This is a genomic window from Alteromonas sp. 5NS40-0096, from assembly GCF_057544385.1.
Genome location: NZ_BAAJLQ010000001.1, coordinates 734,009 through 746,116, shown reverse-complemented (window position 1 = coordinate 746,116; position 12,108 = coordinate 734,009). Strand labels below are relative to the sequence as shown.

Below are 12,108 nucleotides of genomic sequence, written 5' to 3'. Positions count from 1 at the left end.
ATCGATAAAATTATCATTACTATACGCAACACTTCAGGAGAGTTGGCAGAGTCCGGTTGAATGCACTTGACTTGAAATCAAGCGAAGGGTCAAACCTTCCGGGGGTTCGAATCCCTCACTCTCCGCCATATTAAGAGAAAGCCCACGCAAATGCGTGGGCTTTTTCGTTTCAGAATCGTGTAAACCTGTAGTGGACTAAAAAGCGCTCGTGCGTCCACCATATCACGAATAAATCCATATCGTTATTTCTTGCTATCGATGACGTGTTTGAGGTCTCTTTGTCGTTTTGCTAGTGCACAGGTAAAACCAACGTCGCTAATTTAAGAAATGACAATTCAACGATAAATAGCAATGCTCATTTAAAATTTGAGCATTTTGATGGATATGTGAGCGAACAGTCGCAATTTGATCACAGAATAAGCAAACAGGTTATTTAGGGCTTTACAGCATCAAAATAATCATTATTATACGCAGCACTTCAGGAGAGTTGGCAGAGTCCGGTTGAATGCACTTGACTTGAAATCAAGCGAAGGGTCAAACCTTCCGGGGGTTCGAATCCCTCACTCTCCGCCATATTGAGAAAAAGCCCACGCAAATGCGTGGGCTTTTTCGTTTCCAATTCAATTTCGAATTAACGGTTCTTTTTATTTTGGTCTTGTTACGCACGACATGTGTTGCATACGTATTTTCCTGCTTTTCTATGTGATTTGCAGTCCAGACACCGTAAAAACTTGTTAAGATACTGATATTACGTCTATTAATATGGCATCGTCGGTGGGCAAATAGTAATCGAACAAATTCGAATACAGGCTATATTTGTTCTAAGACGAAAATTGACGTGGTATAATTCTGTCCCTAAACGCACTTGTGTAGTTTAGAACGATTATAAAAAGTAGTGAGCAACACACGTGATAAAAATATTGTTAGCCGATGACCACGAACTCGTTAGAAATGGCGTTCGTAGAATTCTAGAAGACGTAAGCGACTTTACAGTTGTAGGCGAAGCTAACGATGGAGAGGATGCCGTCAAACTAGCTAGAAAGCTTAACCCCGACGTAATATTAATGGATGTTAATATGCCGGGCATGGGCGGGCTAGAAGCAACTAAACAAATCTTGCGTATGGGTGAGAACATGAAAGTGCTCTGTTTATCCATGGTGAAAGAGCACCCAGTGCCCGCGCAAGTTATGGAAGAAGGCGCTACAGGCTTTATAACTAAAGACGCTGATCCAAACGACATGATTGATGCCATTTATAAGGTGCATAGTGGCCAACGCTATTTGCCTAGTGATCTTGCGCAATCTATTGCACTGACCAAGCTAACCAAAGCAGACAATCCCTTTGATTCATTGTCGACACGGGAACTCAACATCGCGATGCGTTTGACGCAAGGCGAAAAGGTTCCTGATATCGCATCCAACTTAAACATTAGCGCCAAAACGGTTAACACATACCGCTACCGAATGTTTGACAAACTGGGTGTCACTACCGATGTAGAGCTGACTCACTTAGCGCTGCGCCACAAACTTATCACCACGGATTACCTATAATCGATGAGTGATTTCGACGTAACGTCGTTTCTAAAACACCTCACGCAACAGCCAGGTGTTTACCGCATGTACAACGCCGACGAAGAGGTAATCTACGTCGGCAAAGCAAAAAATCTCAAGAAGCGGGTCTCTAGTTACTTTCGAAAGCAAGTAGACAGTGCTAAAACCAAGGCCTTGGTGGCACAAATTGCGAATATTGATGTTACGGTGGTAAATAGTGAAACCGAAGCGTTTTTACTCGAAAACAATTTCATCAAGAAATACAAGCCCAAGTACAACGTTCTATTGCGGGATGACAAATCTTATCCTTTTATCTTTCTATCAGGCCACGATCATCCAAGGCTAGCGTTTCATCGCGGTCCACAAAGGCTCAAGGGTGAGTATTTTGGGCCTTATCCCAATTCTTGGGCGGTTCGGGAAAGTTTGCGTACGATGCAAAAGATTTTCCCCATTCGTCAGTGTGAAGACAGCTATTATCGCGCGAGAAGCCGCCCTTGTTTGCAATATCAAATGAAACGTTGCAGTGCACCTTGTGTGCCCGGCTATGTATCGGACGACGAGTACCGAGAACAAGTCAATTATGCACGACTATTTTTGAAAGGTAAGAACCAGCAAGTCATTGGATCTTTGGTTGAGAAAATGGAAAACGCCAGTGAATTGCTCAATTTTGAAGCTGCGGCGCGTTATCGCGACCAAATCAATGCCTTGAGGCAAGTACAAGAGCGCCAGTTTGTCGCGGGTACTCAAGAAGAAATGGATGTGTTTGGTGTTGCGACAAAAGGTGGCATGGTGTGTGTACAAGTCATGTTTATTCGCGATAGCCAGTTATTGGGCAGTAAGTCTTTCTTTCCAAAAGTGCCTAATACCTTGTCAGAAAATGAAATTTTTGAGTCATTTTTTCTGCAGTTTTACTTGGCGGGCAACAAGCGAATTCCAAAGCAAATCGTCATGCCAATGGAATTAGAAGATGAAAATAGTATTAGTGACTTACTCAGTGCTGAAGCCAATCACAAAGTGCAGTTATTCAAAGGTGCGCGAGATGAAAAACGCCGTTATCTGCAGCTTGCCAATGCCAACGCCCAAAATGCATTAGATGCCCAATACATCGAAAAGAAATCAGTACACGGCCGATACCTTGCTCTAGAAGAGGCGTTAAATTGGGATGAACCGATAAAACGTATGGAGTGTTTCGATATTTCCCATACCTCTGGCCAGCAAACCGTGGCCTCATGTGTGGTGTTTAATCGCGAAGGCCCATTAAAATCTGACTACCGTCGTTATAATATTGAAGGTATCACGCCCGGTGATGACTATGCCGCAATGGCACAGGCTTTAAAACGGCGTTACAAGCCATCCTCTGACGACGATAAGATGCCAGATATCTTGTTCATTGACGGTGGTAAAGGGCAACTCGCGCAAGCTGAGAACTTTTTCGATGAATGGCAAGGCAATAAAAAGCCATTTTTGATCGGCGTAGCGAAAGGCACGACCCGTAAACCTGGATTAGAAACCTTAATTCTCGGTGGTTCTCATGAGACCTTGCCAGTGGCGAGTGACTCACCGGCAATTCATTTGGTCCAGCACATACGCGACGAATCACACCGGTTTGCCATTTCTGGGCACAGAAACCGTAGACAGAAAGTCAAAACCACTTCCACATTGGAGAGTATTCCTGGAGTAGGGGCCAAACGCAGGCAATCATTGTTGAAATTTATGGGGGGCTTGCAAGGTCTCAAAAAAGCCAGCAAAGATGAAATTGCCAACGTGCCTGGGATAAGCGACGAGCTCGCTGAAGTGATCTACGATCACCTTCATCATTAATAACGGTAGTCACAACCCGTTCCCGATGGCACAATAAGCGCTGTTTTGCGTTAGTGCCCTGATAGAGAAGTAATTTATGTGGACGATACCCAATATCATAACAATGTTCCGAGTCGTGCTTATTCCGGTATTCGTCATTGTATATTTTTTAGATTGGAAATGGGCTCATGAAGCGGGCGCCTTTATTTTTTGGCTCGCTGCAATAACAGACTGGTTTGATGGTTATCTTGCGCGAAAGCTCAAGCAGTCGACACCTTTCGGTGCCTTCTTAGATCCCGTTGCCGATAAATTAATTGTAGCGGCGGCCCTGTTAATGATTACCCATTCATACAACACTCTTTGGATTACCGCCCCTGCGATAGTCTTGTTGATTCGCGAAATTTACGTTTCAGCGTTGCGCGAATGGATGGGACAACAAGGAATGCGCGACACAGTGAAAGTCTCTTTCATTGGAAAAGCGAAAACCATGGCCCAAATGTTAGCCTTGATTGGATTATTATCGGGGTTAGAAACCTTTATGGGTTTCCCTATTTATTGGGTAACCTTGGGTTATGGGCTGTTGTATATCGCCTCTGTGTTGTCAATGTGGTCAATGTTGGTTTATACAAAAGCCGCATGGCAAACCTTAAAGGGAAGCAATTAATCCGCTTATTGGTTAAGGCATAATCAAACCGAATAAAAAAGCTGCAAACGATTCAAAAAAGGAAGAATTCTCGACATTTAAGGCGTTTTTGGTGTTGACAGTTTCATTCGTGTCGGTAGAATGCACCCCACATTCGACGAGGCAGTAACACAGCAAACGCGAGTTACAGTTTCAAAGAAATACGCGGGAATAGCTCAGCTGGTAGAGCACAACCTTGCCAAGGTTGGGGTCGCGAGTTCGAATCTCGTTTCCCGCTCCAATTTCTTGAATGACGACGAAAGTCAATTTGGCGGAATGGCAGAATGGCTATGCAGCGGATTGCAAATCCGTGGATCTCGGTTCGACTCCGGGTTCCGCCTCCATCTTCTCGAAAGAGAGTAGGGTTCCAACCCACACCTATCGTTAAATCGATATCCCTGCCCGGGTGGTGAAATTGGTAGACACAAGGGATTTAAAATCCCTCGCTGGTAACAGCGTGCCGGTTCAAGTCCGGCCCCGGGCACCATTTTATAAAATCGGGTTCTACCCCATAAAAGCCATTTCTTTATTCCGTTCAAAACCCTAAATTGAGCCACTAATTTAGGAATTCTAAAGAAGTTCGATACATTTCATAATATGGGTTATTTGTGTACTGCATTTTGCTATTTTTTCTTTGAATATTAGCTTACATGTTTCCAATGAATCTATGCGTTTTTCATATGCTCCAATTACAACTGGGCTGTTTGATTCAACCATGCAAGATAGGGCAATATTTGTATCACCTTCACGTTGTTGAAACTCTTGCTGGAGGTTTTCGTTGTTCTCGTTAAGCTTTTTACCTTCGTTTTGCAAAAGGTCTTTACGAATAGATTTACCAAGTTAACTTATTGAAAATATTTTAAAAAGTAATTTAATCCACACATTTACCCAGTTAAAAACGTTACATATCTATCTATCTATCTATCTATCTATCTATCTATCTATCTATCTATCTCTCATTGCCAACAAAATACTTTGTAAGCGCACATCGCTGAATATTATGCAATATTTCGACAGAGAAAAGCTTTGCATGGTGAGAGAAAATGTACATTAAAATCACTTTCTGACAGTATGATAAGTAAACAATTGATACTAATGATTTTTACAGTACCAGGAGTAAAAATGGAAAGTGCACTCATACTGATTGGCGGTGTATTTTTTTTGCTGCTCATTTATTTGAGCGTTTTTCGTTTACAGGCCCCAGACCAGTCTCTAGGGTTACCGAAAGGCAGTGTTAGAGCAATACTGGCTTTAATGGTTATTATCACTTTTGTGTCAGCGATCGTAGTCGTTACTGATGCGTCGACGTCCCCTTATAAAACTGAGATATACAAAAATGTCAGTGCAGAACGTTTGCAATTACTTGAAAGAAACCCGGAAATTCAGGTGCTTAATGAGGGAAAACTAATTGGAGAATATTATGAAGAAGTGTATATAACCCGTAAGTCAGCTCCTGATTTAAGTGATCAGTTAGACTTATTGTTTGGCGCACTTATAGCATTGGTTTCCAGTCTTTCGGGCTATTATTTTGGCAATAAATTTGAATTGCCAAAGCTATTGCAATCTAAGATTAAAGAATCAGTCTCAGGCAACCAGACGGCTCTAATCATGGAAGAAATAGAACTGCTTAATTATGAAATCATTATGTCAGAGTCTATCTCTCCTGAAGAATCCCGACGACACTTACTTGAGTTGAAAAAAGCCAGAGAAGCATTAGTAAAAAGTGACATTGCAACTGCCATGAAAATTGTTGAATCAGTTGAGGCGCAAAAATATGTTGTCAACTAAATAGAGATTCGTTATGCGCTACGCTTTAATAACTAACATGACCTATGACGGGAATTTACGCCAGCTGGCAAGTGGAAGAAATCAACATCTGATCAACGGTGAAAATACTAGATATTTTCGTTTACCAGGTTCGTTTGAAAGACTAACGAGTCAGGCACAGTTCATCAGAGGGATTGATGCAAAAGACAATGAACATGGCAAAAGTCAAGCTTTGCTAATTCTTAGCCATGGCTTACCTGACACGGTTTTATTGTCACATACAGGTGATGTTTCGGCCCCTTCTGAACATAAAGTACTTTTGTCACCTGACCTTGATCAAGGCGATTTAGAACTTATTGCCCATGGCAGAGACATTTATATTTGTGCGTGCAAAGTAGCTCAAGGTGAAGCAACTTTACTTCGCTCCCTCAAAAAAGCTGGAGCTGTTTCTGTGACTGCTTTTCAGGACTCTCCCAAATGGAATACATCAGAAGGACTCACACTGTGGCAAACAATTGACGGTACACTATGTCGAGCTGCCGCTGAAACAGGTGGTGTTGCTGCCATGCGGAATGCTCAGGAAACGGCACTGAATATTATTAATACTGCATTAATTGGTCGTCTGACCGATGAACGGTTTAAAACAGAAATAGAAGCAATACACGACGCGGTTAAAAACATATTGATTATCTGAATAAATGCAAAGAAGGAAAGATTGTGAAACCAGTAAAATTAGCATTGCTGAGTCTGTCTGTTATCAGTGTCATGAGTTGTGCTTCAACTCCTGATCAAAAGCAAGAAAAGGATGACGAGCAAGAGACGCCAAAAGAAGTGACAAAATTTAAGCAAATGGGTTACTACCTGCCTGCTACGGCGTTTAACGCTGAAGCGTCTTTAACGTTTGAACAACGTAGTGTGGCTTTTAAAGAAAAAGACGACTCAGGAGTTCTTCATTGGAGAGCGGATTCCTGTAAAGTTCAATGGATGGTTGATAAAGCTGTAGCTATAACTCCTATTACTGTAGCTGACACAAGCCATTATTATGAACTGAATCCACACTCAAGCTTCTTCAACCAACTTGAGTACACAATCAATTTTACTGAAGATGGCCGCCTTGCCGGTATCAACTCCACTTCAAGCGGCAAAGCAGGTAGTTTTCTCACCTCTATAGGCTCTTTTGTAGGCCGTGTCCTGCCTTTCCTCACAGGTGTGTTGAGTGGGGAAAAGGCAAAATCAGTTTATGATTTTAATGCTGCGTGTAATTCGCCAGATAAGGCAGAAGCGAATGCAAAAATCTGGTTTGACGAAGTTTTTGAAAAAGATGACGGAAGCAAGCCCCTGACAAATCGTCTTAAGGAACTTAATGATGCGCTGGAAAATGCACGAAATGGCCGTATTGCTCTGCTGAAATCTATTGACGCAGAAGTCGATAATCAACTGGCTGCTACTAATGCTTTAAAACAAGTATCAATTCTGGAAAATGTTACTGCGCAACTTGAGAAAGAATTGACTAGGACCAAAGCATTGAAAGAAGCTGCATTTACGCAGTTTAAAGCTTCCAAAAAAATTCGCAGTCAAAGAACAACAATTAACCGCAAAAAGCAGTTTACTGCCAATGAATTACTTAGTTTTGCTGAAGTCGATTTAGCTGCACCAAAAATAGAACAAGCTATAGATCTGGGTTTATGTGAAGAACCACTTTCTTCTTTACAAGAGCTTTGGGATTGCTCGGGTTCAGTGCCAAGGCTTATTGTATCGTCAACTTTTTCGGCTGGTAGTGCACCAACACCTGACGAAGTGAAAGTAAAGAGTACAAATAAGGCATTAGCCATAGTTTCTCGCACACCGGTCCCTATGCGTCTGGAAATCATCGAAGCTACTTCGCTACCAGATTTTGACGGTGGTTCTGCTAAAACGGTTTCAGCTGTAAAATCAGCTGCACCAATAAATGTGTTTGTTGCCAACTCTGCAGCCAATTTACACGTGTTAGATAAAAATGTGTGGGAAAAACAGAGTTTAGAACTAGTATTCACCGACAATGGCGCAGTAGAAAAAGTAGTCGCGACCGAAGGTGGCGGCGCAGATGTGTTGGCTCAATCATTGGACGAAGCGTTGAAAAGTGGACTGACAGCTTACCAGGAAACTTTGACCAGTGTAAGCGCAATAAAAACAAAAGAAGCAGAGTTGGCAATAGCTTCGGACAAAGCTAGGTTAGAACAAATCAAGCTTGATAAGCAGTTACTTGAAGAACAGATTGCGTTAGATGGCATTGATGCAACTGATGAAATGGTACGGAAAAAGGCCGTTCTGGATGCGCAATATGCGTTACTTGAGTCCAGACAAAAAATTGCGAGTACTAACCCAGAACTGGCAAGTAATACTGCCCGCCTAAAAGCAGAACTTGAAATGCTAAAAGCACAAGCAGAACTGAATAAATTTAACAACCCAGCTCAAATGTCGGAAATCGATATTATTAGGACAGAAGTGGAATTACTGCAGCAGCAAGAAATACTTGCAGGCCTCAAAGCACCGCCCACGCCACCTACTCAGGCAGACTTATTGCGACAACAATCTGAAATACTTCAACTTAGAGTAACAATTGCAGAGCTACAGAAAAAACTGGCCGGTGAAAATTAGTCAAATTTCTGGTTGAATAACGCTCTAATATTAAGGGCGTTATTTTTAGTTTTTACGTTCTATGCGCAGTTAACATTCGTTTTAAAGCCGTTGTCATGTTTTCCTCTATCTCTCTTCTAAATATTCATTCGACTCAGCCAGTTTATTGAGACTTCCTTCACGATAAATTGGAAAATTTATTTTTGAGACAGAAATAGCTCTTCGTTCAATTCATCAAAAGGGAATTGAACCAAAAGTGGCCAAGATACAGGCTTAATATGGTTTATTTTGGAGCAGGGTAGGCTCCTTTTAAAATACTCTCTTAGTTAGCTAGTGTTGCAAATAAAACAGCAAAATCTTTAACACTATAGTTCGACTTAGATTCGCTATTGGGCACCATTTATTTTTCAATAGACCAAAACTAGCAAAAATGATAAGGGAAGCGCTATCAACAGTCAGTTTTCAATTATCTCCTCGTATTTTTTAAATCTGTTTCCGTTTCGGCAATGGTTTTTGTTAATAGTTTTTAGTTTGAATCAACAGTTTTTAGATAGGCGATACAATAAGTTTGTATTGAAAATCGAGAAAATAGTACTTCGTAAGAAAACGATAGCAATGAGTCTCGAAGACACGAAGCACCTTTTCTACCTCGTTGCCGAATCTATGTTTGTTTGTCCGCTATCCACTTTGGCCCAACAGGTCAGGCTAAAGCGTTTTTAAACAAGTGTAACATTCGGCTCCATGCTCTTTCGGCTTGTACTGCATGATAGCCATGGAAGTCTGGGGTACACCATCCATGAAGCGTGTTCTCGTATACCTCTATTTCAGCTGCAAGTCCTGCAGTCTCGTACGCTTTTCTAATTATATTTTTGGTTTCAGGAGACCTTTGATCGTCCTTTTCCGCGACAGCATGAAACGCCTGTGCGGACGACTTTGATATGAGAAGGTGTGGGCTTTCAGGTCCATCACTAACGATGCTTCTACTACCATGAAAAGATGCTATAGCTCCGACACGATTTGGACAAGAAGCGGCTGTCAGAACAACGAGCTCGCCCGCCATACAATAGCCAAACGTACCCGCTTTGCGCTTGATATCAACGCTAGGGTGATTATCGAGAAAGTGTAAATAAGCTGTTGCGTCAGACATTACGGCTTGTCGAGTGAGTTTGTCAGACATAGCCCATAATCGTTCCATTGTATCGGGATTACCAAGACGCGCACCCGGATCAACTACTGGCGCCTTTGCATCCCGATAATACGGGTTCACTAGCAAGACTGCATAACCAATTTCAGCCAGTCGCTTCGCTATTGCTTCGTATATCGGCCTGCGACCTTTTATATCCGTCCACATGAGGATTCCCGGGTACTTTCCTTTAGCTGGGTGGGCAAAATAACAATCAGCAATACCGTCAGGTGTTCGCACGTCTACGGTCATTTCTGAAACTGAGCCCGCAAACGCCGTTTGAGGCATTAAACCCGCCAATAAAGCTGTGACACTCAACTTATTAAACTCGCGACGATTGATTTTTCCTTTGTTTAGTAAGAATTTCTTATTGTCCTTTTCTGTCCATTCATCACACATAAGCATTCCTTTTATATTGATCGACCAATAGCAAATATTGCTTCATCTGACGGTCAATTGGCGACTTTAAATATTCTTTTTTATAAAACAACAGAGGTACGTAGATTTTACAATATGCTCACGATGAACTGTTTATCCAGTGTGATATATTGCAATGTACCGATGCTTCAACATTACCCCCAATTGGAGTTTGTGTTAATGCGAAATGATTACATGCTAACAAAAGACCAGATTGTCGACGTGGCGCAGGGCCATGGTGCGTGCATTGCATTCAACATGATTGCTGTTGAAGGATGCAAGGTGGGTTATATGTATCGTGATGAACCTAATAGCCCTTTCAATGGTTGGATATTTCTGTCAGGCAATGAATCTCAAACATATCTGGATGATTCAGAGAACTTAGCAATGTTTGATACTAATACTATTGCAAACTACGATTCTGATATCGTTCCCTTTTTGACTTTACCAGTAGGCACTGAGTGCGAACGAAACGGCAAAGGGATACTTATTGAAGTGGTTAAGTGACTATATCTCTATAATTTGCTCAGGGATCAAACGTGTGTTGATTGCTGTCGTTATGCGCTATGACTGCACCTCAAGAATGGCAGGTAAAAATAGAGGCTGGTATGAATATTGAAATATGGCATGTTGCTCTCGCTACAGCACTGTTGTTGAATTTGATAGTCACGGTATTACTGGTAAAAAGCGATGAACTCGATGCTTTTCAGAAAGGCGCACAAATAATCTTGGTGTGGATAATCCCATTTATTGGCGCTATTGGGCTATGGTTGTTTAACCACAGCCAAAGCCAACCCCCAAAACAGACGAAACTTTTCGGCGGTGGCCCTCGAGATAGCAGCAACGCTGGCTCTGCAGGTGACTAGCTTGTCGCGCCTCAATATCATGTCGCTAGTCACTCAGCATTGAGGCTGAATTGTGTTGAGTCTATCTGATGAAATACACGTTAGTCATAATGTTAGTTCTTTAGTCTAGAAAATGGATTATGACTTGCGCTGGCTGTCTTACCAGAACACACTTAGCAGTTATAACGTCGATCGCTATTACTTCACTGTTGTTAGCAAACGGTTGAAAATAGTTAGGAGCAAAGCGTGTGAGATTATTAGGCTTATTATTAGTACTCTACGTCCCTTTTCTTACCTGTGCTGAACCACTAAAAACCGTATATTGGTTTTATTCCGAAATGCCTCCAGCATATATACAGCAGGGGGAGCACAACAACACAGGCTACGCCGACCAGACCATGCAATTATTGATGGATAGGCTTACCAATTACCATCACGTCAAAGTACCAGCCAACTATAAAAGAAGCTTAAACGAGATTAAAGAGCATGAAAATGTCTGCCATGCCGCTTTGTTAAAAACACCCGACAGAGAGGCTTTTGTAATATACAGTGAACCAGCTTACGTCTTAGGTTCGAATCAATTGTTTGTCAGAAAAGGTAACGACACCCAGCTTGCAGGTTACCTGTCTGCTGATGGTAGCGTTGATTTGGAGGGATTATTGGCTAATGAACGTTTTATGCTTGGTGTTAGCAGTGGTGCTAAGTATGGGGAGTCGGTTGACGAGATACTCAACCTTTCGTCAAGCCAAGACAATTTAGTCTTTCGTTCTGCCATCGATCATTACTCTGGCTTGTCGGCAATGCTGAAGAAAAGCACGAGGCTTGACGGCTTTTTGGGGCTACCCATAGAGAACAAATTTCACAAACAACCCAATTCATCTCTTGCAAATGAATTGAAGAGTTATCCTATTTCTGGGAGCGATGAGTATTTACTCGGTTATGTTGGGTGCTCTAATTCACATCTGGGGAGACAGGTCATTAACGCAGTTAACGACGTGGTGGTAGCCGAAAGGAAAAAAAAGATCAGCGGTTTTTATCAAAGTTGGTTACTAGAGGATGATGTTATATCTCACCAAAACGCTGTCGACAGTCGATTTTAGATGGCGCTAAAGTGATTTAGTTACTACGCATTGTTAAGGTTTGCGATAGAGACTTAGCCGTTTACTTTACACCTAGTCTGAAAAGTTCGCTTATCCGTCGATATTGTCATCACCACCGCGTAGATACGCTATAGTGGGGTGATGCCAA

General features: G+C 42.0%; 10 protein-coding genes and 5 tRNA genes. 14 read left to right on the top strand and 1 reads right to left on the bottom strand.

The features are described from left to right. Window positions 1-36: 36 nt before the first annotated feature. The 11 genes from AC27G9_RS03410 to AC27G9_RS03360 all read left to right on the top strand — a co-directional run bounded on the left by AC27G9_RS03410 (window position 37) and on the right by AC27G9_RS03360 (window position 8,436). A tRNA-Ser gene (locus AC27G9_RS03410) sits at window positions 37-128 on the top strand. 353 nt (window positions 129-481) lie between these two features. Next, a tRNA-Ser gene (locus AC27G9_RS03405) sits at window positions 482-573 on the top strand. A gap of 335 nt (window positions 574-908) precedes the next feature. Further along, complete coding sequence (uvrY, locus tag AC27G9_RS03400; RefSeq protein ID WP_487071031.1) at window positions 909-1,550, top strand: UvrY/SirA/GacA family response regulator transcription factor; 642 nt, start codon at window positions 909-911, stop codon at window positions 1,548-1,550. 3 nt (window positions 1,551-1,553) lie between these two features. Continuing rightward, window positions 1,554-3,371, top strand: coding sequence for an excinuclease ABC subunit UvrC (uvrC, locus tag AC27G9_RS03395; protein ID WP_487071029.1), 1,818 nt, complete (start codon window positions 1,554-1,556; stop codon window positions 3,369-3,371). A 76-nt stretch (window positions 3,372-3,447) separates the two neighbouring features. After that, window positions 3,448-4,014 carry a CDP-diacylglycerol--glycerol-3-phosphate 3-phosphatidyltransferase gene (pgsA, locus tag AC27G9_RS03390; protein ID WP_487071027.1) on the top strand — a complete coding sequence of 189 codons (567 nt, stop codon included), beginning with the start codon at window positions 3,448-3,450 and terminating at the stop codon, window positions 4,012-4,014. 183 nt (window positions 4,015-4,197) lie between these two features. Beyond that, window positions 4,198-4,273, top strand: a tRNA-Gly gene (locus AC27G9_RS03385). 29 nt (window positions 4,274-4,302) lie between these two features. Then, window positions 4,303-4,376 (top strand) — tRNA-Cys (locus AC27G9_RS03380). Between the two features lie 56 nt (window positions 4,377-4,432). Then, a tRNA-Leu gene (locus AC27G9_RS03375) sits at window positions 4,433-4,519 on the top strand. A gap of 635 nt (window positions 4,520-5,154) precedes the next feature. After that, window positions 5,155-5,820, top strand: coding sequence for a hypothetical protein (locus AC27G9_RS03370; protein WP_487071025.1), 666 nt, complete (start codon window positions 5,155-5,157; stop codon window positions 5,818-5,820). 13 nt (window positions 5,821-5,833) lie between these two features. Continuing rightward, the gene (locus AC27G9_RS03365; protein WP_487071023.1) at window positions 5,834-6,493 is read left to right on the top strand and encodes a hypothetical protein; all 660 of its coding nucleotides are present in this window, start codon (window positions 5,834-5,836) and stop codon (window positions 6,491-6,493) included. A gap of 23 nt (window positions 6,494-6,516) precedes the next feature. Beyond that, window positions 6,517-8,436, top strand: a complete 1,920-nt coding sequence (locus tag AC27G9_RS03360; RefSeq protein WP_487071021.1) for a hypothetical protein — start codon at window positions 6,517-6,519, stop codon at window positions 8,434-8,436. Window positions 8,437-9,115: 679 nt separating this feature from the next. Here AC27G9_RS03360 and AC27G9_RS03355 read toward each other — a convergent pair. Continuing rightward, the gene (locus AC27G9_RS03355) at window positions 9,116-9,997 is read right to left on the bottom strand and encodes a dienelactone hydrolase family protein (RefSeq protein WP_487071019.1); all 882 of its coding nucleotides are present in this window, start codon (window positions 9,995-9,997) and stop codon (window positions 9,116-9,118) included. A 198-nt stretch (window positions 9,998-10,195) separates the two neighbouring features. Here AC27G9_RS03355 and AC27G9_RS03350 point away from each other — a divergent pair, with 198 nt between their 5' ends. The 3 genes from AC27G9_RS03350 (at window position 10,196) to AC27G9_RS03340 (ending at window position 11,960) form a co-directional block, all read left to right on the top strand. After that, window positions 10,196-10,522, top strand: coding sequence for a DUF2185 domain-containing protein (locus AC27G9_RS03350; RefSeq protein WP_487071017.1), 327 nt, complete (start codon window positions 10,196-10,198; stop codon window positions 10,520-10,522). A gap of 101 nt (window positions 10,523-10,623) precedes the next feature. Next, complete coding sequence (locus AC27G9_RS03345; RefSeq protein WP_487071015.1) at window positions 10,624-10,881, top strand: hypothetical protein; 258 nt, start codon at window positions 10,624-10,626, stop codon at window positions 10,879-10,881. Between the two features lie 227 nt (window positions 10,882-11,108). Next, complete coding sequence (locus AC27G9_RS03340) at window positions 11,109-11,960, top strand: TIGR02285 family protein (RefSeq protein ID WP_487071013.1); 852 nt, start codon at window positions 11,109-11,111, stop codon at window positions 11,958-11,960. Window positions 11,961-12,108 lie beyond the last annotated feature (148 nt).